The organism is Litorivivens sp., from assembly GCF_041625495.1.
GTDB lineage: Bacteria > Pseudomonadota > Gammaproteobacteria > Pseudomonadales > Spongiibacteraceae > Litorivivens.
This window is the reverse complement of record NZ_JBFJTH010000039.1, coordinates 1-26,146: the sequence shown is the minus strand read 5'-3', so window position 1 is coordinate 26,146 and position 26,146 is coordinate 1. Positions and strand designations below refer to the sequence as shown.

Genomic DNA, 26,146 nt, shown 5'->3' with positions numbered 1-26,146 from the left:
GGTAGAGCAGTTGGCTTTTAACCAATTGGTCGCTGGTTCGAATCCAGCACGACCCACCAATACTTAAAGGGGCTGCTAGGTTAGCAGCCCCTTTTTTTTCGCCCTCAAAAAAGCTGATCTTGAGTCACGGCCTGAAGATTATCAGTCTGGCGGCTGACCCGTTTGGTTGGCAATGGAATTTGTTCGGCACACTGCACAGTTATCGGGCCCCAATTTTGCCGGACATGGCGGTGGTTTGGCATTCTCAGGTAGGCTTAATTTTGATTGGTCATGTTGTCAGTGTCTGGGTTGCCCATCGAGTTGCGCTGCAGGTTTTTGGTGTACGCGGCAAAGCCATGCTTAGTCATCTGCCGATGCTGGCGTTAATGATTGGCTTTACAATCGCAGGTTTGTGGATTTTGGCTCAGCCGCTGACGGCCTTGCGGTTCTTATGACAGGTTAAGACGTGTATAAAACATGTCTGTGCGCGATAAAATCGGAGAAGCACAGTGAACAAATCGACAGTTTCTATCTTGCTGCTTGGGGTGTTGTTACTGGGCGGTTTGTTTCTAGTGATGAGGCCGGCACCGCAGTCCGCCGCAAAGCCTACTGAGCTGCAGACACGACAATTCGAATTCAACGTTATAGATGGTCAGCTTGCCGAAGGGCCTGTGGTTGTTGCGGTTACTGAAGGCACGCCTGTAACGTTCCGGTTTTTCACCAACAAGAAAGACGAAGTGCACCTTCATGGGTATGATCTCTCAGCTGATCTCAAGCCCGACGAAGCCTCTCAGATTTCTTTTGTGGCCGACAAGAGTGGTCGCTTTGAAATGGAGCTGCATAAGTCCCATAGCAAGCTAAGCGTACTTGAAGTACGGCCTCACTGAGTGGCTGGCTTTCTCTGCATACACGCGTCTACGTGTGTCCGGGAGATTTGAATAAAGAGTGTCTACGGTCGCAAGGTCCACGGCTACTGCTCGACCAGTAGAAGATAATAGTTCCAGTAATCGAGATGTTCTTATGGAGATGTCATCGATTGCGTTAATAGATGTTGTGGTGGGTGCCGCAAACGGCATGATGCTGGGCGCGCTATGGTACAGCCCGGTGGTATTCGGCAATGCCTGGATGCTTGGCCACTTTACCGCGGTACCTTGCCCCGGTACTGCGATACCAATATCTCGCGATTGAGCCGGTTTTAATAGGGCTGAGTGCACTATTAATATTTCCGACGATTTTGCTCAGCGGCACCTTAGTTATTCAGCAGAAATACGCTAAGATTTGCTTTTCATAAGGCTTCAAATGCCAGTGCAGGAGCGTAGTTGAGCACCGTCAAAAACAATTTTTCCAGCCTGGGTATCCTATTATTCCTGTCGTACACGCTGTCGCTGCATTTGCAGGCAGGTACCTTTGTGTTGTCGACAACCGATACCCGTATCATAGGTGAAAACTCGTCAACGGCAATGCGGGAGGGCGACGCACTTGTGGATATTGCCCGCCGTTACAATATGGGCTACGAAGAGATGCGCCTGGCCAACCCCGAGCTTGACCCTTGGTTGCCGGAAGTGGGCGCTGTCGTGACGGTTCCTAACCAGTACATTCTGCCCGACGAGCCGCGTGAGGGTATAGTGCTAAATTTGGCGGAAAAGCGCCTGTATTACTTCCCGCCGCAGGAAGGCCCCGACGATGTCCAGAAGGTCATTACGCACCCGATCAGCATCGGGCGGCAGAACTGGAACACCCCACTGGGTGTTACCCATATTGTCCAGCGGTTGACGCAACCCGCTTGGTACCCGCCGGCTGCGGTTAGGGCCGAACATGAGGCTAATGGCCGGCCTATGCCGGCGGTGGTGCCCCCTGGCCCGGACAATCCGCTGGGTGATTACGCCCTGTTGTTGGGTATCTCAGGTTACCTTATTCACGGCACCAATAAGCCATTGAGTATCGGCATGCGCGTTTCCCACGGCTGTATCAGATTGTACCCGGAAGACATCGCCGCACTGTTCAACCGAGTCGGGCGTGGTACGCCGGTTCGTATAATCGATCAGCCGCACAAGGCGGCGGTACGGGAGGGGCGGCTTTTCGTCGAAGTGCACCCGCCGACCGATGAGACGGACGCAGAGAGTCGGGATATCGAGCCGTTGTTGGAAATTATTCGCAATGAAGTTGAAAGCCAACCCGAGATTGCGGCGGAGGATGTGGACTGGGAGCGTGTGAGCGAAGTGTTTCAGCGAGCGGACGGCATGGCCTATCCTGTCACCCAATGAAAGACGTGCGTGATACTGTCGGGTCTGCGCCGCCGGTCAGCGATAACCCATAGGGGTATGTTAGACAGAGGCTTAGTCCGGGCTGCGCCAAAAGCCGCCCCGGAGGGGGCGGCGGTACCGAGCTACTTTCAGGCTTACTTTTGCTGTGCCCGTTCGAAGGCGCGGTCGATTTTCTTCGTGTTGTCGTCGCAGCAGCGCTGCGCAGCTTCAGCCTTGCGCAGGGCTTCCTCGGCTGTGCGTTGTGCCTGCTGGGCGGCCTGCAATGCGCTCTCGGCAGTGGCGTTGGCCTGCTGAATCTCACTAGTGCTGGCGCAACCAGTGGTGAAGGCTAACAGGGCTACCAATGCGCCTGCTTTGAGGCTGGAACCGAAATCTGTGTGTTTCATGAAAAGCTCTCCTTTTCCTTGGTTATTGTTTGCTCAGATTACGCGATCAAAGACGCCCGTCAACAGGTGCGTGCATAAATATTACAGTTTGAGCAGATTATTTTTCTTTAAAGGGGGTATCTGGCGCGATTCTATGGACAGCATATCTCTCAAGCAGTGCGGGCTATAGGCACGCCTGGCATCAGCGCCGCCCGAACGATTGTTAGCCTCAATGAGTATTTCAAAGGGCGGCTCGTTGCCCCAAGGTGCTACGCCATGCCAGCGGCCGTTGTAAGCTTGTTTTTGCCAAGGGAGGAGCAGCGTTTCTCGCCTATGTGTCGCCCCGGTCATCCGTGCGGTGGTGCTGTACGGCATTGGTGTAACAAGCAGAGACTATAGTCCCTCTTGGGGGGCGGTTTAACTGAATAGTTATGGCGCAGGTAACGATATTTCTGCGTTAGACGTGAATAGCTTTAGGGCAATAAACGATATCCACGGCCAGGCCTGCGGTGACAGGGTGCTGGAATGTGTTGCCAGTTCTTTGATGTGGGCCTTTCCCTCGGGTGCGTTAGTAGCGCGAGTCGGCGGTGATACATTTTTGCGGGTATTGCCACGTGTAGATAGCAAGTTTGTGCTGGATACCCTGAGCAGGGTTCGGGCCGAGTTGACGTCTGAGCCGTTGAATCATGATGACACTAAGATTCCTAACACTTTCAGTGGGGGTGGTATCGAAACCAATGTTGAGGGGCTGCACAACCCGGTGTACAGCAGGGCTGATGCTGCTACTGTGCGCAGCCCCGGAAGGGCAACAGCTTCCAGCCTGTAACCTGGCTGCCGTTTTTCGCTGTGCTCTCAATGGGCGTAAAAAAGCCGCCTCATGGGCGGCTTTTCGTACTGGTGCAGCGTGTCAGCCTTCGAGCTGGGCAGTCACTTTTTCATAGGCATCGGCGTATTCGTTCAATAGCCGCATCATTACGCCACGGGTCGATTCGATGGTGTTGATCTGTCCGACTACCTGTCCCACCGGGTTGAATGCCACGGCCTGGGTGTCGGCCACGCCGGCGTATTTGGCGGTGCGGCGGATGCCGTCGCTGGATACCAGGCCCTGCAAGGGCATGCCCAGCGGTTTGGGGTTCTCGGGAGCTTCCCACGCTTCAGTCCAGTCATTTTTCAACATGCGACAAGGCTTCCCGGTCCACGAGCGCGAACGCACGGTGTCTTCGCTGCTGGCTTTGAGCAGAGATTCTTTTTGGGCGGGCTCGGCGTGGGCTTCTTCAACGGTAAGCCACAGTGAGCCGGTCCATACACCAGCGCAGCCCAGCGCCATGGCAGCCAGCATTTGCTGACCGGTGCCGATACCGCCCGCTGCCAGCACAGGGGTGCCTTGGGCGGCGGCGACCGCTTGTGGCCAGAATACGATGGAGCCAACGTCGCCTGTGTGGCCGCCACCTTCGCCGCCTTGGGCGACAATGAAATCGAGACCAGCTTCGACGTGTGACTTTACCTGCTTGACCTTACCGCACAGGGCGCCGACCAGGCGGCCGCTGTCCTGAATCATTTTCACTTTGTCGGCCGGTGGTGTACCAAGCGCGTTGGCGATCATGACGCATTTCTTGCGAGTGAGGGCTTCTTCGAGCAGCGGTGTGGCGGTGGCTTCAGTCCAGCCCAGCAGGCCCATGGTTTTTGTGCCGTCTTCCCACTCGGGAACACCGTGATCTGCCAGCAGTTTCTGGGCGAAGTCGATATGTTCCTGGGGCACCATGGCGTTAAGCTGCTTTTCCAGCTCTTCCGGCGACATGTCGCCCATCCCTTCGTATTTTTGCGGAATAACAATGTCTACGCCATAGGGTTTGTCGCCGATATGTTCGTCGATCCAGTCCAGCTCTTCTTTGAGCTGTTCAGGGGTGAAACCCACCGCGCCCAGAACGCCGATGCCGCCGGCCTTGCTGACGGCAACCACCACATCGCGGCAGTGGGTGAAGGCGAAAATCGGGTGTTCGATACCCAGTTTGTCGCAGATTTCGGAACGCATGTGTTATCTCCCAGGTTGGTCACTTACAGTCGGTGAGCACTCGCTTTCGGCAATGGCTCATTCTGGAGACAGTATTCCCGAGCTGCCAGGCCCTAACAATGGCGGGTTTTGCCAAAATTCAGTGATTATTTAGATCAGGCCTTTGGCTGCCCCTTTTGTCTACACCTTATTCGATTTACTATGAGGCGCTGGCGGCTTGCTAGCGCAAGCCGACGTATTGGCTCACTGAGTTTGGCCCATGATAGAAGAGTTGGATCACAAGGAAATTCGGGCGCGTCTGACCGAGCTGCGTATCCTGCACCGTGAAATTGACAGGAAGATCCTCGACCTGCAGGAAAAGGAGCAGGAAGTTCCATTCCATAACCAGCTGGAGCTGCGCCGACTCAAGAAGGAAAAACTCTACGTTAAAGACTGCATTGTGCGCCTGCGAGCGCGCATCATTCCCGACCTCAATGCTTGATTTTCATGCTTATTGACCTCAACGAACTCTCTCCAAATCGCACTTATTTCACCATGATCCAAACCCTGATTCCCCGGCCGGTGGCCTGGGTGCTATCAGACAATGGTGATGACAGCCTGAATCTGGCGCCTTTTTCCTATTTTAGTGGTGTGTGCAGCGATCCGCCGCTGATAATGCTATCGATCGGCAAAAAGCCCGGCGGAGAGATTAAGGACACCCGACGCAATATTTTGGAGCGCGGGCATTTTGTCGTCCATATTGCCCATCGGGAGATGATGGAGGGCGTAACCGCCAGCAGCGCGCCATTGATACATGGCGACTCCGAGCTTGAGCGCAGCGGCCTGGCAACCACAGAGTTTGGCGACTTTGCCCTGCCGCGGTTGTCGGACTGCCGCGTGGCCTATGCCTGCGAGCTCTACGAACACCACGAAATTGGTGCCCAGGCGGTGATTTATGGCCGGGTTCGCCAGATCTATATCAGCGATGATATAGCCGTCGAGAACGAGGGGCGCTTGCAGGTGGATGCCAAGGCGCTGGACCCCATTGCGCGTCTCGGCGGGGATGATTATGGTCTGCTGGGCGAGGTGGTCACCATCAAGCGGCCGCGCTGAATTTGTAAGATATATCCTACAAAGCGCCGCTGTTTTTTCCTATGTTTATCCGGTCGCGCTGAAGTGATAATCATTCTCGGGCTAAGGACGGCCCTCTTGACTCAGGCATGGCAGATTATTCAGGGAAGGCTAGCGTAAAACGGAATTTACGCGTAGGGATGCAATCCCATGCCGGGGGTCAAATGTCGACGATACTAAAGCCGGGGGTCTCCCCGGTTTTTTTTCGCCCGTCGTTTTCCGGTATGCTTGCGCCTCCCCAGCCGGAGGAGGTGCATAAGTGAACCGTCAACTTGATCTGCAAGCCATTAGCCGCTCCTTTGAGCGTGTTGCGCTGAACAATAATTGGCAGGCCCTCCACACTCCCCAGAATCTCGCCAGTGCGATCAGCGTGGAGGCCGCGGAATTGCTGCGCCTGTTTCAGTGGTCGGGTACCCGTGATGGCCAGGCGGTGCCGACGGCTAACGCTGTAGCCGAGGAGCTGGCCGATCTGGTGATGTATATCAATGCCTTGGCGGACGTGCTCGACATTGATCTGGTAGACGCTGTGGCAGAAAAATGCAGCCACAATGAGGTGCGTTTTCTGAATGAGTGAAGATCAGGTGTTCAGCGGCCGCGCCCAGCGCTTTCGCGACAAGATCTATGGATCCAGTAAAGGGGAGTTGCGTTTGGCGCTGGTCTGGCGCGATATGCAGGAGCAGCTGGCCCTGAATGACCATACCCTAACTTGCTGGGACGCCGGCGGTGGGCTCGGGCAGATTAGCGCCCGCCTTGCCGCGCTCGGGCACCGGGTGTGTCTGTCGGAACCTGCGTTCGATATGTTGCAGCTGGCTAAGGAGAACTTGCCGCCGAGTGTTAGCTGTCGGCAGGAGACACTGCAGCAGCACACGGTACCTGAAGGTGGGTACGATCTGGTGGTGTGCCATGCGGTATTGGAGTGGCTGGCAGAACCGGCCCAGGCATTGCCCATGCTGGCTCGCTCGTTGGCACCTGGTGGCCATTTATCGTTGCTGTTTTACAATGTGCATGCCATTGCGTTGGCCAATATGGTGAAGGGTAACCTGTATAAAGTGCAGGCCGAATCTTTTGCCGGAGAACCGGGTAGTTTCACCCCGCCTTCGCCGCAAGATCCGATGACCGTGGTTGGCCAGCTGGAGGCACTGGGTTTGCAGGTAAGCGGTCGCCGCAGTGTGCGTTTTGCGTTGGATTTGATGCCGCGCGCGCTGCGTGCGCAGCGATCACTCGAAGACGTTATGGCCGTGGAGTGGCAATACGGTGCGCGTGAACCCTATTGGCAGCTTGGTCGCTACGTTCACTTGGTGTGTCGTAAAAGCCCCTAGTGATTTCAACGCATCTTTACAGAAGCAGGGTGGGTTACCCGGCAGTAAACACCCGGGTGCGTATGCGCCAGCCAGAGGCGGTACGGGCCATCTCGTCCCGATAGCGCCCGGCGCCGAGCTGGGTGCCCTGTTCAACATCCATGACCTGTAGATACGCGTGGCACAGTGCTTCACTGCCGCTGCCAACTACATAGATGTTTGAAATTATATGGCGGGCGTTGGGTACAGCGGCCACTGTCTGCTCGAAAAACGCCATAAGGTTGTCCAGGCCCGAAATATTCACTTCAGGCTCATCCGCCTGAAAGCGGCAATCATCGGTCCAAATGTCGCGCATGGCGGGCAGGTTATGGTAGTCGAGTGCGTGGGCGTAACGCGCGAGCAACTCGTGAATTTCGAATCGGTCTTCAATCGTCAATGCCATCTTGCCATTTTCCTTTCGCGGTCGCCGGCAAAGTTTGCGCTGGCTGCCAGCAAATTTCAATGACCGCTGTATTGCCTGTTATGGTCTAGCGACATCGATAACAGTTTGAAAAATAAGAACTAAATATAAATTGTGAGTTTTTCTGCAAGGATCTGGAGACACTTTTCTAGGTGTGCATACTGCATGGTTTTGCAACCTTTTGATTTTATAAAAAAATAAAGTTGGCACGATCATTGGAATACCTGTAGCGAGGGGCGCTTCAGCCAGTGGTTGAGAGCGTCTACTGCTGGTTAAGAATTCACAGGAGATCTGTCATGAAACGTAAATCCCATATGGTGAGTGTTGCTTCTGCCCTGTTGATAGTGGCCATGGGCGCCAACGCCGGTCTATTCGACCAGGACGAGAAGAAACAGGACGGACAGCAGGCTGCCGGAGATAACGCGGGCATGTTTTCAGCACTGGACGCCAATCAGGACCAATTGATCAGTCCTCAAGAGGCGGAATCCAACGCCGACGTGGCGATGTCTTTCGGTGAACTTGATACCAATACCGACGGGCATCTGAGCTCGGAGGAATTCAGCGAGTTCTCCGCGATTGATCAGCACCCCCAATAATCTGGTTAACACTTGAAGGTTGGGTTCGCTTCCTGCGGTGGCGGCACCTCCGAGGCTATCCCCACACCTGCGCCGTCACCGCTTTTTTAATCTGCAGGCGCTGCTTTGGCAGCGCCAATTCGTTAGCCCTGGTTTTTCGGCTTTCCTTTTAAAATTAGGCTGCGTTGAGTTTCTGTATCAAATAGTCTCAAAAAATAGCGGGTCAATTGATCGCGATTCAGATCCTCCAAGCTGGTCTCAACCGCCCGTGACCAATCACCATCGGCGCGGTTTTGGGTTATCTGCGACCAGTAGTGGGATGCCAGCTTATCGCCTCGCAGGGTTTCTTCTGGTTGCCGTTGATTGCGTAGCTCCGCCAAGGCTTTGACCTTGAGTTGCTCCAATTGGGTATCTGGCACCGTATTCAGCCATCGGGTGAAATCGTGCAAAAAGTCTTCTGTCGCTTGCTGGAGTTTGTCCGGTGGTGTTGTGCCGGATTGAGCAATAAGCGCAATGCCTTCGTGGTTTCTCAGGTTTACAGGAACCACTGTGACGCCGTAGGCCAGTTGTTGCGCCTCACGCAGGCTTGCAAAATATTGATGCCGGAGCATGGGTAGCAAAACTTGCAGGTGGGCGTAGTCGCCTGGTGTGCTTCCCGGGGCCTGCTGGTAGCGCAGCAAGGCGTTGGCGTCACTGGCAAGATGGCGGCTGAAAACTTGCGGCTTACCGGGGCGTAATGCACTAGTAAACTGCTGTGGCAGCTCGTGCGCACGGTGGTGCGGAAATTCAAGGCTGGCGCTCAACTGCTTGGCTGTCTGGTGATTTGACCCATAGATATAGAGTGTCGTCCGCGCGGGCAGCGCGCTGTTCTGTAAGTCTCGCAGTGACTTCAGGCCTAGTGTCTGTAATTGGGTTATTCTGTCTTGCGGACTATCGTAGGTAGCGATAACTGCCTGTTTCAGATCTTCCACCAGAGCTTCAAAGGCAAAGCGGTAGCGCGGTGGTTGTTGCCACTCCTGAATAAGAGACTTTTTGATTTGAGCGAACCTGGATTCGGTCACGGTCTGCTTGAGCTCGTCTGCCAGTTTTCGCAGTCTACGCTTTAAAGCGTTCGGTTTGCCCCGCAACGACACGCCGATGCCTTTATCGTGCTGGTACCAGTAACTAGCGGAATCTGTGCTGGCTGCTGTCTGTAATGCCCGTAACCATACAGCCCTTAAACTTCTGCTGCGCACATTGTTGGACCAGTCTGGCAACTCCATTGACAGCCGGACCAGCACGTCACTGTCTTTGTCATCGCTGGGTGAATGCCAGGCACTCAATGCGGGTGTGCTTAAAAATAACGCTGGTTTCGAGGCGCGATCAGCCAGCGCAGATAGAGACGGGAGGTCGGAGAGTGGCTGTGGTGGGGTGAAGTTGCTCAATTTAATAGGTGTCTGCTGGCGGAAACGTTGGCGCTGATGGGTAAACGGCACGTGGAAAACAGGAGATTTCTGGTGTCCCTCGACTGTGCTGGCCAGTAGTACCACGAGTGAGTTGTTCAGGTGGATCTGGCGCCGAAAGGCATCGCTGAAATGAAAAGTGCCATCAGGTTCTTTTGCTTGCTCGTGTTTGGAAAGTTGTTTGAACCAAAGTGAAATATCATTATTGTCAATTGCAATCGGTAGTGGCGATGACGGTGCTAGCCGGAATTGGCGATAAAGCGCATGCCCGTCGCTCTGGGTTATCAGGGCCTGTAGCGCTTCGTTGATCGTTGCGAGAATCTGTTCAATATGCCTTAGTCCCTTAGCCGTTGGTTGAATCTGTAGGCTAAGCGTGGCCGCACTACCCGCCGATAGTCCGGGCTCCAACGTCACCTGCTTTACCAGCTGGGTGTCAATCAGTTGCTGTTGCCAACTTCCGACGCGGTCGCTTTCCACCCAATAGTCAAGCCACGCAATCGCGCGCTCTGCTTCGTTTCGGTCAACACCGTGCAATGGGTAAAGCATCACTATCTGCGGTTGGGGAGTCGGGAAGCGGATCTCCAGTTGCTGAGGCATATCGTCCGCTGAAAACAGCGCTGGTGCGGAGGTGGTGCGTACGTCGGTACTGGGTAGGGTGCCGAGGGTCTGGGCTATCAAGCTCTGCTGTTCTGCGGCTGGCGATGACGCTACCACAATCGTGGTCAGCGTCGACGCCTGATAGAAACGGCGATAAAAATCGGCGAGAGCCGCGCGGATAGTTTCCAATGGATGAGCTGCGAAACTGTCCAGGTTGCCGGCGCTAAAGCGACGAAAAGGATGCTCTGCCACGGTGGTAACTTTCAGTGCGTCCCATAGCAGTTGCTCTGGCTTTGTATTTAAAAAGGCAAATTCATCGTTGATCGCGCTGATCTCCGCAGCGACGGTGTTGGGGGGAAAGGTTGGAGATCGCAGTATATGATCTAGACCGTTCAGCAATGTTGGTAGTTCTCGGCTGCTAATCTGAAAAAAGAAGCGCGTAGTTTGGTGGCCAGTTTTCGCCTGAACGCGGCCGCCGCGCGATTTGAGGAAGTCGCGTAACGATTGCGTATTGTTTTTATCCGCCGGAAGATGCTGCCGTAGCAGCAGGTGTTCTGCAAGATGTGCCAGCCCGTCAATGCCGTGAATGTCCTGAAAACTGCCGACATCGAATTGCAAGGCGACGAGCGAGTCTGCCCGTGCCGGACGCGACAGGTAGGCGCTGCGCATGCCATTGCTATGGTCCCGGACCGTGAAGGGCAGAGCGTCAGCCAGTGGCTTTCCGGTTGGCAGCAGCAGACTGAGTACAAGCAAGTGATGGGTCAGTGCCGGCACTGTGCAGCGAGCTATACCGGTTGCGATGGTGTTTGCCGTCATAGAGTTGCACTGTAGTGCAGCGCGACGAGAGGGTCGAATGTCTTTGCAGAAAACGCTTAAATTAAAGGTATTCTGGCGTTAAATGTCGCGTGCGGGCAACAGCCTGCACGCGAATAGTAACGAAACTTTGTTGTTGGAGACTTACCGCTGTTCTTCACTAGCCTCAGTATGCTCTTCTTGCTGCGCTTGGTTTTGTTCGGGTGAAGCGACAGCTTCCTTACCAAACAGTGACGTTAGCGTCGCGTCGATATCCTCAGCCAGAGACCAACGTGGCACTCTCCCGTAAATAGGGGTTCCAGAGTTCATCGCTTCAGGGAACTCGCTGCCATCGACCGGTACGGCTTCAGCAACCAGTGCAGCGTCAGCCGGAGCATTTAGCTGGTTATATTGCTGCCCCGCTTTGCTCTCCATGCGAGGATAGATTTTCTCTATTCGCAGAGGAAGTTCAGCGCCAGCCGAGGTGTGAGCCGGTACTACCTGACCAACCTTCAGGCGACCCTGTGCTGACGGTGGGAAATAGAGAAAGGCGCGGGTGTCGTCCTGCTCCAGCATGATAACCGCAGGTTCGCCGGCCTTCAGTACATCACCGCGTGACACGGGAACGGTGGCTACCACACCGTCAGATGGGGCACGTAATTCCAGGCTGTTTAGCTGGGTTTGAATGCTGTCGCGCAGCTTTGTCAGTGAGGCCAGACGATCTTCCGGTAGTGCGTTGTCACTGGAGTTACGTTCAGCTTCTGCCAGTGCGGAACTCTGTCGGTAGGCAGACTGTAGTTCGGCCTTGGCCTGCTGGTATTCAGACCAGGTTTCGGTGTGCTGCATTTCAAGTTCTTGCAGGCTACCCTTGGAAACCGCTCCGGCTGCTACCAATCGGCGCATGGCATTAATACGTTCAATTTCGGTACGCGATTTACTTTCCAGCGCTTCCACGCGTGCTTTGGTTGTGGCTATCTGCGCCCGGAGGTCTTCGCGATTCGATTCGATGCGCGAGGTACTTTCCATCAGGTCTGCCTGAATCCTAGCTATTTCTGCCTCATTGCGCGCCAGCGCTTGAACCAGGTCCGGCGAGTTGAGTTTTACGAGCGCTTGACCAGCGCGCACCTCTTGAGATGGCTCGATTAACACTTCGTCAATGGTGACCGTTTGAGATGGCGAGACATTGTACTGGCGGCCACTGATAGCGCCTTGGGCGTTAAACCAGAACACACTCGTGTACACCTCGCGAGCAAGTAACGCAATAATGCAGGCGATAATACCGAGATAGATGTAACGGCCCCATTGTGGTTTGCTTGGGCGCGCCACCTCCAGCGGCATCGACTCCTGCGCTTGCGTGCTGGAGTGCCACTGACGCCAGGGGCGGGCAGGCGTGCCGCCGCTAGGACGTGCGCGAACAGGGGCGGTTTCTTCACGTTTACGTAGAGCTGTTTGCTGTCGGTTTACCATGAGTCAAACTTCCTTGACTGAGCTTGTACATATTCAGGAACGTAAGTTTCCCAATACGAGCGTTTAAAGATGTATTCATCGGCGTAGGCCAGCAGTCTTACGGTGCGCAGATAGAGGCCCGTAAAAAAGCCATACAAAGGCAGGTATGGGGCCATTGGCCAATCGAGATTCGGTCTCTCACTGACTGCCAGCGCAATAAAGTAGTGAAAGACATTGACCAGGACATAAAGCACGGAGACCAGCGCGGTCACCTGCCAGAACATCTCGGCGTGATTCAGTAGCATCCAGGTGACGTATATCGGTAGTGATATTGCAAAGATCACCTCAAACACCACCTCGTCCAGCGCGGCCAGAAGGTTGCGCGTGCTGAATGTGCGACTGAAGGGGTTGAAAATGCCGCGGTATTTGCGAATGCGAAACCGCACGACACTGCGATTCCAGCGAAGTTGCTGCCGGAAATAGCCCCACCAGATGTCGGGGGCATCGGTCATGCACATGGCTCTTGGTGCGAAACCGACCTTGCCACCGGCGAGACATATCTTGGTGGTGAGGTCGCCGTCCTCACCCGGGCCGGCTTCCCAGCCACCGACCTGCCTGACGACCGAGCTGCGCAGTGCGCCAAAGGCGCCTGATACGATCGACAGTGTGCCGGCGGCTGCGGATGCACGGCGGCCGACGCCTATACTGAACAGGTATTGGATAGCCTGGCAGCGAGTGAGTAAGTTGGTAGTTGCATTTCGCACGCGCAGATTTCCCGCGACCGCCTGTACTTCTGGGTCGTAGAATTCCACCAGCAAATGCCAGACCGAGTCGCGATCAAAGGTGGAATCGGCGTCGCATATCACCATGTAATCGCCGCGTGCAGCGTTTGCGGCAAAGTTTTCCGCTGATGATTTACCACCGCGCTGTCGGTGCTCGAAATAGCGGATCCAGCCACGGCGAGCAAGGCGTCGACCAATCTCGTCCATGCCATCGGTGGAGCCGTCGCTGACCACGATGATCTCCAGGTTGGGATACGATTGTTCGCGTAGCGACAGTACAGTAGTTTCGAGTGTTTCTGCTTCGTTGTAGCCTGGCAGCAGTATGGAGACCAGCGGTTTCTGCATCGCTAGTTGCTGACGAAAGCGAACTTTCTCCGCAGGCTCGGTCCGAAACACCTGTCCCAGTACTATCAGTTCTGACAGGATGTAACGCGGTATCGACAGGAAAACAAACGGCCACATGATCAATGCCAGTTCCCAGAGTGTAAGCGCTTCCACTAGCGCCCAACATTCACTCCAGAATTGACCGAAGGCAACTGAAAATTCGTTCAACATGGTTATCGCCTTACGCCAACCGGTCGGATGGGTTGGCAACGATGCTGTCATCGTTGTCGTCGATTTCTTCGACGCTCAGATCAATGCCGGTTTCGTGTCGAACGGCTTTCTCTAGTTGTCGACAGGTCGGTGTTCGACGTTCGGACGAATCATGAAGCACGATCATCAATTCAGCTTGACGCTGTTCAATACAAAGCAGCGACTCATTGGCGTATGTCTGAATAGTGGCTCGAGCTTCATCGAGTTGGTCCTGCCAGTCGGCCGACTTTTCATTGAGTGCGGCTCGGTAAACGGTAGTCGGATTGTCATTCTCATCCGCTATTTTCATGACGACCTTGGCAATGGCATCGAGCGGCTTGGCCATTGTTCTGTCTTTCTTGGCGCCGGGCTTCGATTTACTTGCTCGGGTTTTGCCAGTCTGTGCGGATTTGCGGGAGTCAACGCCGACCTGCTGGGGATTCCAGGAGCCTATCCGAGCTATCGCCATCGCATTCTGGCTCAGGGCGTAGCTGCTAATGTTCACCGGTTGCAGATCAGCGGGAGAGTGGTAGGTGTTGCACACTGCGCACCAAGCAGTAAGCACCGGCTCGCTCGCCCAGTAGTGGCATGAGCCGCAGACAACAAACCGACCGGGACGATTATATTCCACCCCGATATGCTGAACGTCGCCGCGACATTTCGGGCAGACAGGTCGGCCAGAGATCATAAAGTCCGATTCTGGCCCGACGTGGCCACAGCGAAAGTGGTGAATGGATTCCTGCGTTTCCAAGTGCGTGGAATCACACTCGGGACACAGCTCTTTTACACACACGCGATAGTGACCGCAGTCCGGACAGGTAAACAGGCGATCGACATGTGTCTGGCTGACTATCTGATGAACGGCCATGTCGTCGAGCAACTCGCGTACCTGATTGGCGTTAACGTCCATCAGCAGTTCGGCTAACGGATAGCTGTAAGCTTGGGGATCATCCGGCGACACAGTGGGTTGCAGGCTACTGCCGCGTGTATAGAGGAACTGCAGCAGACTCAGCGGCCTGTCTTCGGGTTCCATGCGGATGTCGCGCAACTGTCGATGCAGCAAGTTAAGCGTTACCGACATGTCGCGAAGCTGTTCGCTATCAGGTCGAGGGGGCAAAACGCCGTCTGCCAGATGATCGACGAGCGGGTCCAAGGCGTGCTCGGTCATTCCTATGACGGCGATAGGCCGCAGGCAGGTTTCAAGATTGGCCCGGCAATCGCGCAGTAAACTGACAATCTTTTGCTTGTCGTAACCAATGATGACCAATGGCAGTATACTTTTATCCGCTACCGCCTCTGATATCGGCTGTCCAAAGATAGCCCGCACCGACGCAGCTTCATCGGTAACGCGGTCAAACTCTTTCAGTTCAACCAGTTCGTAGGGAACTGGCTTGCTATCCTGAATAGTACCTGACGTTTTGCGTAGTGCAGAAACCATGTGTATTTCCTCCTCAGCATTCATACAGGGGAGCGCAGATAGCGTTGTCCCGGGAATAATTGCTTTCTCTGAATTCACTTGTCAGAAACTCCGGTTCAACGACGGCCCAGGCCAGCAGATTGGAAAGCCATTCGCCACGCGCGTTCCAGGTTTCCGCGACTCGAAGCCAAAACCTCGCGTTTTCCACATCGATCTGCCATGGATGGGGTGCACGACCAGAGCCGGGATGTTCAGCGCGCTTTCGCATCTGAGTGAGAATCCGGTTTTGCTGACGCATGCGTTCAGTGGCTCGACTCATGGCGGCTACGGATTGGCTCCATTCGTTCCTGAGTTGAATCAGTTCTCGCTGGCGTACCAGCAAGGCGTCTGCCGCCTGGCGCCGGCGTGCTTCAGATTGCAAACGCAGCGCCTTGCCACGATAGTAGTCGTTGGCACCCAGTGGAATGGTCAGCACCGCGCCATACTGTGGTCCGTCGTCGAGCTCAGGGCCGCCAGCTGCTGTTTCCTGATAGACCTGTCCGGCAAAGAGATCGAGATCGATACCGTTGCCACGATAGGATTGGGCTTCTTCTTTCAGCGCCGTAGATTCAAGCTCCAGCATTTTAGCTTCAGGCGATTGGTTGGCTAGGCGAACGATATCGTCGCTGCCCGGGGCGCGCAGCGGCAGTACCGTATAGTCTTCAGGCGGCCTCGGAGCAGATGGCTCAAAAGGTGAAAGACTGTCGAACGCGCTGGTGATCTCGTTGTGCAGGATAAGTGCTTCGGCTTCGTTTGCCAGCGTCGCTTCGGTGATTTCCGGCATCGAGGCTTCCGCTGACAGCTTCAGCTTTTTTTTGGCGGCCTGAATCGCTTCCAGTGCTTCGGATAGCGCCTGATATTGGTATTTTTCCGACCATGCCTGCGCCGAGCCTCGAGCGAGTTCTATCGCCGCGGTTGCTGTTTGCTCGGTCACTTCGTATTCGGCCTGCTTCAATCGCGCTTTTGCTGCATCTACCCGGGAGCCTTTGCGAAGCAGTTGATCAAACAGGCGGTAGTTGAGCCTGACATCCGTATATTTTTCCAGGCTTGAGTTGGTTGTGCCGTTGCTCACGTCGCCACCGAGTCCGTCTGGGAATCGTGAGTGGCTCGCCGACAGGGTAAGGCCAAGGTCGCCCCGTTCCGCGGCGAGCGCTGCCTCTCGGGACTGTCTTTCGAGTTCCTGGGCATTGGTGCGATAAGATTGTTGAGACAGGTTGCGAATCTGGGTAATGAATCCTAACCAAGCCTTCGCAGATTTGCTCAGGGGCACCGCCTCTCTGGTTTCTTGCGGTGCTTCGATCTTATCCACTTGCGCCATTGCGCTAGTGGAATTTAAAAGTGCGCCAGCGACCACCGCCGACATACTGGCGGCGAGTAGTCGCTTTCTGAAGGGGCGTTGGATTTCGCCCTGGCAGTGTTTACGGTGTCGAGTTGACGTCTGTCTTTGTGTGTTCACGATAACTCCCCAATCTACAATGTCTGTTTCCGAGGCTGAAACAGCTCCTGCGAGCTTGCGAAGGGAATGGCAAGAGCTGTGCCAGTCTTGGAAACACAAGAGCAGACAAGCACTTAAGACGGTTTAGGGAAAACTGCGGGGGAGCGCCGGTGTTGCACAGTGCCTAATGTTGTCGGGATGTAGCTACAGGTGCTCTTGTGGATATAGCTAAGTCTCTGATGAATATGTAAAAAATATTGTTGCTTGAGCGCGACAGAAGGTTTTCGGTCGGTGTGCTGGTTGGTCACGATGTGCTGTTTGGGCGCACTTTGGAGCCTGAAATAGTGTGCCCAATTCTTGCATTCTGATCGATTGAATAACGGGCGAGGGGATGAGGAGCTGTGATTAATACGCAATTGCCAACGGTGAGTGTTAGCGTTGCCGAGCTACGAACCGCGATTGCCAGTGAAGCATGTGCGCTGCGAGAGCTATTGCAGACGGTGGAAGAGGAACGCGATGCACTGGACGTTCCGCTGTCCGAGTCGCGAGAAAATCACAGTAAACAACGCAAGCTGGTAACTGCCTTAACCCATCTGGGGGGAGACGATATTTTGCGTGCGAGGCTTGAAGCGGCACAGGCGCTTGAGCACTTGTACCAGATAGCCGCTGAGATTGATAAACACAATGACGAATTAGCGAAAATGTCATTCTGGAAACTTGTGTTCAGACGTCGACAGATGCTGCGAAGAGTGAGAGTACTGGAACGTAAGCGACGCCAGGCGATGGCGCAATGCGAAGCAACAAAAAAACACGCGGATCAGTTGCTGCTCAGTCTGGCTACCCCTGAGAACATATCAGAAGTGATTCGTGTGTCTAGACAAATGCGCGGCCGATTTCGAGATGCAGCAAATAAAAGGAAGCAGCTTTCAATCAGGCGCCGTCTGCTGTCGGATAATATCAATCTTTGTCAGGAGATTGATGGTTTGCTATCGCTGCTTGATGCACGTGAAAAAATAAGCGTCCATGAGTCGGATTTACAAACGCTGATGAGAGACCAGGTTTTTCAGTCGTCGCTGAGAGACAGGGCGCGACAGGATCAAGGATAGTTTGCGGGGTTGTCGTAAAAACTGTCGCTTGATCGAAGGCACTTCCGCTGATCAATTCCCTTTCTGAACCCTAGGATTGGCTATTTTCTAACTGAAACACGCAGTTTTGTGCAGTATTGCCAGCCCTGAGTCAATGGCACGGCCATTGCAATTATTCCACCACGAAAATTCAGATAGCGATATCGCTAGTCATTAATTTGGTTGATAGCAGGAGAATGAGTATGTGTGGATTGGTAGCAGCAGCGAGTCAGCGCGATGTAGTGCCTTCGCTGATTGAAGGGCTAAAGCGTCTGGAATATCGCGGGTATGATTCGGCCGGTGTAGCTGTCGTCAATGAAAACGGTTTAAAAATGGCACGTGCACTGGGAAACGTTTCCCATCTCTCAGAGCGTTTAGCGACTCAACGCGTTGCTGGGCATACCGGTATTGGCCACACGCGGTGGGCTACACACGGTGAGCCTTCGGTTGTTAATGCACATCCTCATATTTCGAGCGACGAGATAGCGCTAGTCCACAACGGTATTGTTGAAAATTTTGAGACACTGCGCGAAGAGTTGGTTGCCGAGGGTTATGAGTTTCGCTCGGAGACTGATACCGAAGTTGTTGCGCATTTGGTGCACGCCTGTAGTAAGCGCTGCGACACGCTTCTCGATGCTGTGTATCAGGCTGCGCAGCGACTCGATGGTACCTACGCGATTGCCGTTGTCAGTAAATTTCATCCCGACAAAATTATCGCCACTCGGCGGGGCAGCCCCCTACTGATTGGGGTCGCTGACAAGGAAAACTACCTTGCGTCAGATATAGCTGCAATTCTGCCGTTGACGCCTTATTACATCACGCTGGAAGAAGGTGATGTTGCTGAGGTTGGTGCGGATTCAGTAAACATAGTTGATGCAAATGGTGACGTTGTTGTTCGAGAAATGCGTCAATCGCGACAGAGTGCTCTGGAGCTCAACAAGGGTTTGTATGAGCACTATATGCAGAAGGAAATTTTTGAACAGAATGTCGTTCTCGAACGCACGCTCGTGCCTGCACTTAAAGATGGCATGGTTAATGAAGATGTGTTGGGAGATAACGCGCGGGATATTCTCAGCGAAATCGAACACGTACATATTGTGGCCTGCGGTACCAGCTATCACGCCGGCATGGTTGCAAGCTATACGCTGGAATCATTGTGCGGGGTGTCCTGTAAAGTAGAGCTGGCGAGCGAGTATCGCTACCGCCGTGCGGTGGTAAACCCCAATACCCTGTTTGTGACACTATCTCAGTCTGGCGAAACGGCAGATACGTTGGCAGCATTGCGATTTGCCAAGCGATCTCCCTACCGGGGCACCTTGGCCATTTGCAATGTCGCCGAAAGTTCTCTGGTGCGTGAATCGGATATGGTGTTTATGACCCAAGCCGGTCCCGAAATTGGCGTAGCGTCAACCAAAGCCTTTACTACGCAGCTGATGAATCTGTCGCTCCTTGCCATTTTACTGGCGCGATATCGAGGCCTCAGCAGACGCCGTGAACAGGGATTGGTGGATGTGCTCCGACGTGCTCCGGAGCAAGTTCAGCGTGCGTATTCGCTGGATAATGAAATTCGCGAAGTGGCGGAACATCTGGCTGAAAGTCAGTACACGCTATTTCTGGGGCGGGGGCAGATGTACCCGATAGCCAAGGAAGGGGCGCTCAAGCTTAAAGAAATTTCCTATATCTATTCAGAGGCATACGCAGCCGGCGAACTAAAGCATGGTCCGTTGGCCTTGGTTGACGAGCAGGTTCCGGTTGTGGCGTTGGCGCCGTTCAACCCACTGCTGGCAAAGGTTAAATCCAACCTGGCAGAAGTGCGAGCACGCGGCGGGAAGCTGCTGGTTTTCGCTGACAAGGATTCCGGGTTCCGCAATTCGTCACGTGAGACTGTACTCACGTTACCAAAATCTGGCGGCCTTATATCACCGATTGTTTATACCGTGCCACTACAACTGCTGGCTTACTATACCGCCTTGTATCGCGGTACCAATGTAGATCAGCCACGCAATCTAGCGAAGTCCGTGACCGTCGAGTAAGGCGGTCAGTAATCATCTTTTACTGGAGATTCATTATGCACTTGCATCGTGAAGAAACCCGGTCGTGGTTGCGGACATCATGGCTCCGCGTAGTAGTGTTGGGTCTATGCTTGCAACCAGAGATACTAGCAGCGAAAAGCGAAGGTACTACGAGTGCGGTACCGAGGGCGAATGCTGCCTGGGTTTACGACATCAGCAATAAGCCCGGTGAGGCTCGACGCTATGACCCCGGCTATTTTGCGACTGCGCTGAACAATTTTAATCGCTCAGCGCAGACGGGGCATAAGATACAGCTGGTTTACACCTATTCAGGCAGCCTCGAAATGTACTGCCCCGGTAAGAACCCCAAGCATTGCAGGTTGGATGATCTGATCTCGGTCTATCCACTGAGCAGTGACAGGAAACTCATCGGTGGGAGCGCTGCCAATACAGTGCAGGCCTATGCGCGCGAGGTGGATCCCGCCGCGGCTGGTGGTCGTGTTTTGGTGGTGCCGGTAATCGATGGCGTCGTCAGTGCCGACTACGAAGGCAGCATGAAGGGATTCAATGAGCTGCCGCCTGAGATGGCAAAGGCTTTCGCCGATAAAGTGGCGCGCAAAGTGTGTGCTGACCCTCATGTTGCCGGGGTGCAGTTTGATATTGAGCCCTTTAACGTCAGCCGTAAAAATGGCCAGTATCATTTTTATAAAAGAATTGCGCAAAACTTTGCCGGAACCGTTCCGGCGACCATGCAGCACTCCCCTGTTGAGTGCAAAGACAGGAATTACCCGCAAGGTCGATTTTTCTCAGTTTTTACCTCCTCTAACCAGCTCAACCCGGCAGGTCCAGCTTTAGAAAATATTCGTGAAATAGTTACTAAATTCAACAATGGTTATGTGATTGCGCCGCTTTACGATCTGGGTTCTGGAGGGCCTGGCGAGGCCTTGGCTGTGACGGAATACCAAAGACGGGCAACGCGTCACGCAAAACAAATGGCAAAATGGGCCGCCGGGTCCGACATCCCTTTTCAGTTAGGCGTGCCTGCGGCGGCCACGGTTCACGAGCACGCTTATTGCCGGGGCGGAGCCTGTCGGAAAGCGCCGGGGTCGGCTAATGATATGCCGACGCAAGATAGCTACCTAGAGGCTGCGCTGACGGCTATCGACAAAAGTGGTGCGCGTGAGGTGGAGCAGTTTCGAGGTGTTTCGGTGTGGGCATGGACCCGCGGGGTGACTGTACATGGACTACAGTTTGAGCCGCAAATTCCACCGTGGAACGTGCTGGAACTGCTGAGTACCAAATTGTAGAAGGTCATCGCTTTATATTTGGCACGGACAATTTTGCGGACGAAAATCGACAGAAGAATATGAGCACGGTGGCGGGGGAGTGGACTGATGGTTAGCGCAATACCGGAACAGGGCCCGGCTAGGCCGCGGGGCATCGCTAGGCTCTACCCGCGAAAGGTCATGCATTGGGTGGCGATTGGGATCTGCCTGGTGGTCCTGCCGCTACTTATAGCCGTAGCTAGCGCAACGTTGTTTATGCGAGAGCTGGCCTTGGACAGTCAGACGACGGTGCTTGAGGGAACAGAATCGATCCGTCTCAGCCGAACACTCAACGATCTGCTGTTGGGAATGGAGAGAAATGCTCGCGTTTACCAGGTTATCGGCGATACAAAATTGCTAACCAACTATAAAGATCTGCAGGCGCAGTTTGACAGCGTTGCCGCAGAGCTTTTGGAAGGCGAGGAAAACCTGGAGTCGGCACGTCAGATATCTCAACTGCGCGCTACCGCTGTTGAATTGTTCAGCGTTTTTACAAATGAGCCGCCGAACAGTTCATTGGCGGTCAATTCATTGCAGCGTTTCAATACCATGCGAGATCTAACTCGCAGTCTGGTCGACCGAAATAGTCAGGCCATCGAAGACAGGGTGAAAGGGATTCACGCCTATGCGAGGCGAGGGCAGTCCATATTGTTGTGGGAAGCGTTAATGGTCGTACCGGTGGCTGCCGGCTTGGGGCTGGTGATCATGTACCGGGTAAGTAAGCCAATGCGCGACTTGGATCGCAGTATTCGGCGGCTTGGCGCGGGCGATATCGACGAGCCAATTAAGGTGGGTGGCCCGCAGGATATTCAGGCGCTTGGTTATCGTCTGGAATGGCTGCGGCAACGGCTCGGTGAGCTGGCCAACCAGAAACGTATATTCTTGCAGCATATTTCACATGAGTTGAAAACGCCGTTGGCCAGTATTCGCGAAGGCACCAATCTATTGCAGGGGCAGGTTGTGGGTGTGCTTAACGAGCAGCAATTGGAGGTTGTCGGCATTCTCGAAAGTAGTTCAGTGCAGCTCCAGCGGCGCATTGAAGACCTGCTGGCTTTTAGTATCAGCGATGAGCCACGATCTGAATTGATGCTGGACTCTATGGTGCTGAAGCCGCTCATACAAGAGGTTATCTATCGACATGAGTTGCCGATGCGCGCGAAGAATTTACAGCTAAAGATGGAAGTGCGGAATACCCGTATCGCTGCAGATTCTGAGAAGCTGGACGCTATAATTGACAATTTGGTTTCAAATGCTGTGAAGTTTTCACCGGATAATGGCGTGATTCGAATCAGTGAATCGGTGCAAAATGGTCGTCTTCAGCTGGATGTCATAGATGCTGGGCCGGGCATCCATCCTAGTGAGGCTGAGAAAATATTCCAACCCTTCTACCAGAGCAGTACACCCTACTCTGGTCATCTTAAGGGCACCGGCCTGGGATTGGCTATTGCCCGGTTGTATGCACGCATGCACCGAGGGGATTTGAATGTTATCGAATGTAAAGCGGGCGCACACATGCAGTTGACTTTGCCCCTCGCGATCGAACGAGAAAACGGAGTTCAACCAACATGTACCAGGGAAAGTGCCTGATTGCAGCAATCGCGATTACGATACTTACGGGGTGCGCTTCCCAGTCGGGCCATTCGCCGCGAGAATTCGGCCCACGCGATAGCGTCAGCCTCGATTCGGTGACAGATCTACTCCACTATAACAATAAGCTCAATGACTATGCGTATGGTGAGTACGTGAATGCGTTGCAATTGGCGCGTTCGGCTTACGAAGAGAAGCGCGATGGGGAAACCCAGCTGCGTTTGGCGATCGCGCTGATGCGACACGATTCCAATGATGCGCTGCGTCAGTACATTGAGGCTGAACGTTTGTTGAATGCATACATCAAAGACAGCAAGCACAAGCTTTTTGACGCGGATTATCGGGCGCTGGCGCAGCTTTTGTTGAATATGAACCTGTCCTGGCAACATCTACACGGTCAATTGAGAGCCGCAAGAGTAGCGACGGCGCATGCTCGCCAAAAGCTTGAGGAACTGAAGAGCATCGAAATGCGTCTTAATCATCCAGTACAGCGCTTTCAGTGATTGCGTAGTACTGCCGAAAGTAAACTGGAAACGATCAAGAGAGATTTTGGCAGATAGACTATGGCAAAACGTGTATTAGTAATTGACGACGACCAGGACTTACTCAAGCTGATCTCCTTACGCCTTCAGTCTGAAGCGTTTGAAGTCAGTACGGCCGACGGAGGCAGGAAGGGTTTGGCTATGCTGGATACCTTCCAGCCGGAGGTAGTGGTTACCGATCTGAGAATGGACGACATTGACGGCATGGCGGTATTTGAATACGTGAAGGAAAACCGTCCGTCGCTACCGGTTATTATGCTTACTGCGCATGGCTCTATCCCTCATGCACTGGAGGCGACACGCCGGGGGGCATTTGCTTACCTTACCAAGCCCTTTGATAGTGCCGAACTGGTCAGGGAAGTGAAGAGTGCCTTAACGCTTCATGGAAACGACGACGATGAAAGTCAGGATGCCTTCTGCTCCGGTATCGTGACACGCAGCGCCATCATGAAAGAAGTGCTAAGCCAGGCCAAGATGGTTGCAAAAAGTGATACCAGTGTATTGATACAGAGTGAGAGCGGTACCGGTAAGGAGTTGCTCGCGCGCTCCATTCACAACGCGAGTGACCGTGCGGATAAGCCGTTTCTGGCAATCAATTGCAGTGCTGTTCCAGAATCCTTGCTCGAATCGGAGCTATTTGGGCATAGTAAAGGCGCTTTTACCGGTGCCAGTAAAAGCCATGAGGGTCTTTTTCAGGCCGCTTACGGTGGTACGCTTTTTCTCGACGAAGTCGGCGATATGCCGTTGGGCTTTCAGGCCAAATTACTGAGGGTATTGCAGGAGCGCGAAGTACGTCCGGTCGGCTCAACGACGTCGATACCTATAGATGTTCGCATTATTTCGGCAACGCACTTCGATCTTGATAACGAAGTACAGGAGCAGCGGTTTCGCAAGGATCTCTACTATCGACTCAATGTCGTGCAGTTAAGTTTGCCGCCGTTGCGCGATCGGCGCGACGATATTCCGTTGCTGGCGAATCACTTTCTGGAGCAGCTTGCCGAAACCAAAGGCATGGCGCGCAAGCGCTTTTCCGCTGAAGCGCTGGAATATCTTGTGGCAGCTTCCTGGCCAGGTAATGTTCGGCAGCTGCAGAATATTGTAGAGCAAACGACCGTGCTTTCCAGTACGCAGGTCATCCCCGCAACGCTGGTGCAGAATGCGCTGAAATTGGATTCGGGGGAAATTCCCTCATTTGCGGAAGCCCGTGATAACTTTGAGCGAGAATACCTGGCAGAGTTGCTGAATATTACGCAAGGTAACGTGTCGAAAGCCTCGCATCTGGCAAAGCGCAATCGCACCGAGTTTTACAGACTGCTCCATCGGCATCACCTGGACCCAAGTCAATACCGGGGCCGACGTCAGGCTCACCAATAGTCATACAGCGGCCGACCCTTTGGCGAGAAATGTTATCCTGTCGCGATTTCGTCGGCGGGTAGAATGAAAAACGCGATTGTATTTGCTATTTCGGCACACGGTTTTGGTCATCTGGGTCAATCCGTGCCAGTCATCGAAGCGCTGCGACAGCGCTATCCAGATGTGCCGGTAGTCGTTTTATCTAGTTACACACGAGAACGCGTAGCGGAGTTTGTGCCGCCGGATGTTCATATCCATTCGGCGCCCGAACACGTTACGGTTGCCATGCGTGACGCGCTGACCGTTGACAGCGAGACAACCCGTGAGCGCTTTCTCTGTTGGCATCGTGACTATGCTCAGCATCAACAGATATTTGTAGATTGTCTTCGAAAAATTCAGCCTCGGATGGTTCTCAGTAACGTTGATTTTACGTGGATCAGTGCAGCGCAAACCTTGAGCCTACCCACGCTGGCATTTTGTTCATTGAACTGGGCAGATATCCTCGACGGTTTTTACCCCGGCAGTGATATGGAAATGCGCCAAGTAACAACGGATATCCGGAAGATTTACAACAGCGCCGGTCGTTTTTTGCGAGTCTCTCCTGGTATGGGCATGCCGGGTCTGTCTAATCTGTCGACGGTTGATGTGCTGGCGCGAAGCGGGCGGCGATACGATCTACGAATTCGGTTGCGTGTTGGCAATAACATTCGACGGGTTGCTCTATTCTCACTGGGTGGTATTGCTCAACGTCATGATCTCAGCGGTTGGGATATTCCTACCGACACCCACCTTATCGTTCCGGATAATTTACTGGTTGACCACCCTCGGATAAGCCCCATGTCGGCACTGGGTCTCAGTCACATAGACATACTTGCGTCGGTAGATGTGCTGGTAACCAAGCCGGGCTATGGTAGTTTCTGCGAAGCGTGGAGGAATCAGACGGCGGTGATTTATATGCGCCGAAATCTTTGGCCGGAAGAAACTGCACTGATTGATTGGATTCAGCGACATGTTCCAGCAACTGAAATGTCGTGTGAAGAATTCACATCCGGGGCGTTGGCGACCGTGCTTGCGCGCCTCGCGGCGCGTCCGGCGACCTTTGACCACCTTCAAACGGGTGAAAATGCCATTGTGAACCATATAGGACAGTGGTTAGGTTAGCCCCAATTTTATCTTGCTGAGCACTCAAGCGCGCGGTCAGCCGTCGCAGCGTTAGGCGCGTTGTCGGGTGTCGCCGTGCTGATACAAGCATTCATTTTTTAATATCAATAACTTGGAGAAAGCGCGCCAAGTCGTTGTCGCACTACGGCAACGGTTTTCCGTGATTATTTCGCGCAGGGCGCTGCCAATACCTGTAGAAAGCCTTTAAAACAGCTCTTTTGTGACTCTGGCATGCGAGTTGCTGATTACCCATTACGAAACCGCACAGTCAGGCACGGCCGCCGACTGTCGACAACAATGGAAATCAGGAGGCGATTATGCCGCTCCCCCAAAACTCGCCGATTATTGTTCTTGGTGCTGACGGTTATCTCGGTTGGCCTCTTAGTTTGCGGTTGGCGCGACAGAATCCGGACCGTCAAATAATGATGGTAGATAATTTTTTACGTAGACGCTTGGT

At 53.8% G+C, this 26,146-nt stretch carries 25 protein-coding genes; 17 read left to right on the top strand and 8 right to left on the bottom strand.

From position 1 onward, the window contains the following. Window positions 1–119: 119 nt before the first annotated feature. The 4 genes from ABYP39_RS06755 to ABYP39_RS06740 all read left to right on the top strand — a co-directional run bounded on the left by ABYP39_RS06755 (window position 120) and on the right by ABYP39_RS06740 (window position 2,243). A complete protein-coding gene (locus tag ABYP39_RS06755; protein WP_372781712.1) occupies window positions 120–434 on the top strand; it encodes a hypothetical protein in 315 nt (104 codons plus the stop codon). A 54-nt stretch (window positions 435–488) separates the two neighbouring features. Further along, window positions 489–866 carry a hypothetical protein gene (locus tag ABYP39_RS06750; RefSeq protein WP_372750277.1) on the top strand — a complete coding sequence of 126 codons (378 nt, stop codon included), beginning with the start codon at window positions 489–491 and terminating at the stop codon, window positions 864–866. A 133-nt stretch (window positions 867–999) separates the two neighbouring features. After that, a complete protein-coding gene (locus tag ABYP39_RS06745; protein ID WP_372763885.1) occupies window positions 1,000–1,167 on the top strand; it encodes a DUF1761 family protein in 168 nt (55 codons plus the stop codon). Window positions 1,168–1,298: 131 nt separating this feature from the next. Then, on the top strand, window positions 1,299–2,243 hold the full coding sequence (locus ABYP39_RS06740; protein ID WP_372750279.1) for a L,D-transpeptidase family protein: 945 nt from the start codon (window positions 1,299–1,301) through the stop codon (window positions 2,241–2,243). 134 nt (window positions 2,244–2,377) lie between these two features. Here ABYP39_RS06740 and ABYP39_RS06735 read toward each other — a convergent pair whose 3' ends face one another. Then, window positions 2,378–2,629 carry an alanine-zipper protein gene (locus tag ABYP39_RS06735; protein ID WP_372750280.1) on the bottom strand — a complete coding sequence of 84 codons (252 nt, stop codon included), beginning with the start codon at window positions 2,627–2,629 and terminating at the stop codon, window positions 2,378–2,380. A gap of 442 nt (window positions 2,630–3,071) precedes the next feature. Between ABYP39_RS06735 and ABYP39_RS06730 the strand changes: the two genes are divergently transcribed. After that, window positions 3,072–3,434 carry a GGDEF domain-containing protein gene (locus ABYP39_RS06730; protein WP_372781710.1) on the top strand — a complete coding sequence of 121 codons (363 nt, stop codon included), beginning with the start codon at window positions 3,072–3,074 and terminating at the stop codon, window positions 3,432–3,434. 81 nt (window positions 3,435–3,515) lie between these two features. On the opposite strand, the gene ABYP39_RS06725 is transcribed toward ABYP39_RS06730, so the two are convergent. Further along, on the bottom strand, window positions 3,516–4,640 hold the full coding sequence (locus ABYP39_RS06725; protein WP_372750138.1) for a nitronate monooxygenase: 1,125 nt from the start codon (window positions 4,638–4,640) through the stop codon (window positions 3,516–3,518). Window positions 4,641–4,878: 238 nt separating this feature from the next. On the opposite strand from ABYP39_RS06725, the gene ABYP39_RS06720 reads away from it, so the two are divergent. The 4 genes from ABYP39_RS06720 (at window position 4,879) to ABYP39_RS06705 (ending at window position 7,048) form a co-directional block, all read left to right on the top strand. Further along, window positions 4,879–5,100, top strand: coding sequence for a YdcH family protein (locus ABYP39_RS06720; RefSeq protein ID WP_372750139.1), 222 nt, complete (start codon window positions 4,879–4,881; stop codon window positions 5,098–5,100). 5 nt (window positions 5,101–5,105) lie between these two features. Further along, a complete protein-coding gene (locus tag ABYP39_RS06715) occupies window positions 5,106–5,711 on the top strand; it encodes a flavin reductase family protein (RefSeq protein WP_372750140.1) in 606 nt (201 codons plus the stop codon). 277 nt (window positions 5,712–5,988) lie between these two features. Then, a complete protein-coding gene (locus ABYP39_RS06710) occupies window positions 5,989–6,303 on the top strand; it encodes a MazG-like family protein (RefSeq protein WP_372760083.1) in 315 nt (104 codons plus the stop codon). Beyond that, window positions 6,296–7,048 (top strand): methyltransferase domain-containing protein, encoded by a 753-nt coding sequence (locus ABYP39_RS06705; RefSeq protein ID WP_372781708.1) that lies wholly within the window; start codon window positions 6,296–6,298, stop codon window positions 7,046–7,048. Before ABYP39_RS06710 ends, ABYP39_RS06705 begins: the two co-directional genes overlap by 8 nt. A gap of 34 nt (window positions 7,049–7,082) precedes the next feature. Here ABYP39_RS06705 and ABYP39_RS06700 read toward each other — a convergent pair whose 3' ends face one another. Further along, window positions 7,083–7,469, bottom strand: a complete 387-nt coding sequence (locus tag ABYP39_RS06700) for a nuclear transport factor 2 family protein (protein WP_372750473.1) — start codon at window positions 7,467–7,469, stop codon at window positions 7,083–7,085. Window positions 7,470–7,783: 314 nt separating this feature from the next. Here ABYP39_RS06700 and ABYP39_RS06695 point away from each other — a divergent pair, with 314 nt between their 5' ends. Next, on the top strand, window positions 7,784–8,083 hold the full coding sequence (locus ABYP39_RS06695; RefSeq protein WP_372750472.1) for a hypothetical protein: 300 nt from the start codon (window positions 7,784–7,786) through the stop codon (window positions 8,081–8,083). A gap of 122 nt (window positions 8,084–8,205) precedes the next feature. Here ABYP39_RS06695 and ABYP39_RS06690 read toward each other — a convergent pair whose 3' ends face one another. From ABYP39_RS06690 to ABYP39_RS06670, 5 genes are all read right to left on the bottom strand, one after another. After that, on the bottom strand, window positions 8,206–10,917 hold the full coding sequence (locus ABYP39_RS06690; RefSeq protein ID WP_372781706.1) for an insulinase family protein: 2,712 nt from the start codon (window positions 10,915–10,917) through the stop codon (window positions 8,206–8,208). A 141-nt stretch (window positions 10,918–11,058) separates the two neighbouring features. Then, window positions 11,059–12,360 carry an HlyD family secretion protein gene (locus ABYP39_RS06685; RefSeq protein ID WP_372781704.1) on the bottom strand — a complete coding sequence of 434 codons (1,302 nt, stop codon included), beginning with the start codon at window positions 12,358–12,360 and terminating at the stop codon, window positions 11,059–11,061. Beyond that, window positions 12,354–13,676 carry a glycosyltransferase gene (locus ABYP39_RS06680; protein WP_372748496.1) on the bottom strand — a complete coding sequence of 441 codons (1,323 nt, stop codon included), beginning with the start codon at window positions 13,674–13,676 and terminating at the stop codon, window positions 12,354–12,356. Before ABYP39_RS06680 ends, ABYP39_RS06685 begins: the two co-directional genes overlap by 7 nt. Window positions 13,677–13,686: 10 nt before the next feature. Then, window positions 13,687–15,132 (bottom strand): hypothetical protein, encoded by a 1,446-nt coding sequence (locus ABYP39_RS06675; RefSeq protein WP_372781702.1) that lies wholly within the window; start codon window positions 15,130–15,132, stop codon window positions 13,687–13,689. Between the two features lie 13 nt (window positions 15,133–15,145). After that, window positions 15,146–16,606 (bottom strand): TolC family protein, encoded by a 1,461-nt coding sequence (locus ABYP39_RS06670; RefSeq protein ID WP_372748494.1) that lies wholly within the window; start codon window positions 16,604–16,606, stop codon window positions 15,146–15,148. A 380-nt stretch (window positions 16,607–16,986) separates the two neighbouring features. Here ABYP39_RS06670 and ABYP39_RS06665 point away from each other — a divergent pair, with 380 nt between their 5' ends. From ABYP39_RS06665 to ABYP39_RS06635, 7 genes are all read left to right on the top strand, one after another. After that, window positions 16,987–17,691, top strand: a complete 705-nt coding sequence (locus tag ABYP39_RS06665) for a hypothetical protein (RefSeq protein ID WP_372748493.1) — start codon at window positions 16,987–16,989, stop codon at window positions 17,689–17,691. Window positions 17,692–17,912: 221 nt separating this feature from the next. Continuing rightward, the gene (gene glmS, locus ABYP39_RS06660) at window positions 17,913–19,742 is read left to right on the top strand and encodes a glutamine--fructose-6-phosphate transaminase (isomerizing) (RefSeq protein WP_372781700.1); all 1,830 of its coding nucleotides are present in this window, start codon (window positions 17,913–17,915) and stop codon (window positions 19,740–19,742) included. A gap of 110 nt (window positions 19,743–19,852) precedes the next feature. After that, window positions 19,853–21,028, top strand: coding sequence for a hypothetical protein (locus ABYP39_RS06655; protein WP_372747927.1), 1,176 nt, complete (start codon window positions 19,853–19,855; stop codon window positions 21,026–21,028). Window positions 21,029–21,115: 87 nt separating this feature from the next. Further along, entirely contained in the window at window positions 21,116–22,633 is a 1,518-nt protein-coding gene (locus ABYP39_RS06650; RefSeq protein ID WP_372747928.1) for an ATP-binding protein, read from the top strand. Then, window positions 22,612–23,136 carry a hypothetical protein gene (locus ABYP39_RS06645; RefSeq protein WP_372747929.1) on the top strand — a complete coding sequence of 175 codons (525 nt, stop codon included), beginning with the start codon at window positions 22,612–22,614 and terminating at the stop codon, window positions 23,134–23,136. Before ABYP39_RS06650 ends, ABYP39_RS06645 begins: the two co-directional genes overlap by 22 nt. Before the next feature lie 60 nt (window positions 23,137–23,196). After that, window positions 23,197–24,549: a sigma 54-interacting transcriptional regulator gene (locus ABYP39_RS06640; protein ID WP_372747930.1), complete on the top strand. Its 1,353-nt coding sequence runs from the start codon at window positions 23,197–23,199 to the stop codon at window positions 24,547–24,549. 63 nt (window positions 24,550–24,612) lie between these two features. Continuing rightward, window positions 24,613–25,689: a hypothetical protein gene (locus ABYP39_RS06635; protein WP_372781698.1), complete on the top strand. Its 1,077-nt coding sequence runs from the start codon at window positions 24,613–24,615 to the stop codon at window positions 25,687–25,689. Window positions 25,690–26,146: the final 457 nt, after the last annotated feature.

Coding starts and splice junctions, on each gene's coding strand:
- ABYP39_RS06745 (WP_372763885.1), top strand. CDS start 1,000: ATGGAGATGTCATCGATTGCGTTAATAGATGTTGTGGTGGGTGCCGCA.
- ABYP39_RS06735 (WP_372750280.1), bottom strand. CDS start 2,629: ATGAAACACACAGATTTCGGTTCCAGCCTCAAAGCAGGCGCATTGGTA.
- ABYP39_RS06725 (WP_372750138.1), bottom strand. CDS start 4,640: ATGCGTTCCGAAATCTGCGACAAACTGGGTATCGAACACCCGATTTTC.
- ABYP39_RS06720 (WP_372750139.1), top strand. CDS start 4,879: ATGATAGAAGAGTTGGATCACAAGGAAATTCGGGCGCGTCTGACCGAG.
- ABYP39_RS06715 (WP_372750140.1), top strand. CDS start 5,106: ATGCTTATTGACCTCAACGAACTCTCTCCAAATCGCACTTATTTCACC.
- ABYP39_RS06705 (WP_372781708.1), top strand. CDS start 6,296: ATGAGTGAAGATCAGGTGTTCAGCGGCCGCGCCCAGCGCTTTCGCGAC.
- ABYP39_RS06700 (WP_372750473.1), bottom strand. CDS start 7,469: ATGGCATTGACGATTGAAGACCGATTCGAAATTCACGAGTTGCTCGCG.
- ABYP39_RS06695 (WP_372750472.1), top strand. CDS start 7,784: ATGAAACGTAAATCCCATATGGTGAGTGTTGCTTCTGCCCTGTTGATA.
- ABYP39_RS06690 (WP_372781706.1), bottom strand. CDS start 10,917: ATGACGGCAAACACCATCGCAACCGGTATAGCTCGCTGCACAGTGCCG.
- ABYP39_RS06685 (WP_372781704.1), bottom strand. CDS start 12,360: ATGGTAAACCGACAGCAAACAGCTCTACGTAAACGTGAAGAAACCGCC.
- ABYP39_RS06680 (WP_372748496.1), bottom strand. CDS start 13,676: ATGTTGAACGAATTTTCAGTTGCCTTCGGTCAATTCTGGAGTGAATGT.
- ABYP39_RS06675 (WP_372781702.1), bottom strand. CDS start 15,132: ATGGTTTCTGCACTACGCAAAACGTCAGGTACTATTCAGGATAGCAAG.
- glmS (WP_372781700.1), top strand. CDS start 17,913: ATGTGTGGATTGGTAGCAGCAGCGAGTCAGCGCGATGTAGTGCCTTCG.
- ABYP39_RS06650 (WP_372747928.1), top strand. CDS start 21,116: ATGGTTAGCGCAATACCGGAACAGGGCCCGGCTAGGCCGCGGGGCATC.
- ABYP39_RS06645 (WP_372747929.1), top strand. CDS start 22,612: ATGTACCAGGGAAAGTGCCTGATTGCAGCAATCGCGATTACGATACTT.
- ABYP39_RS06640 (WP_372747930.1), top strand. CDS start 23,197: ATGGCAAAACGTGTATTAGTAATTGACGACGACCAGGACTTACTCAAG.
- ABYP39_RS06635 (WP_372781698.1), top strand. CDS start 24,613: ATGAAAAACGCGATTGTATTTGCTATTTCGGCACACGGTTTTGGTCAT.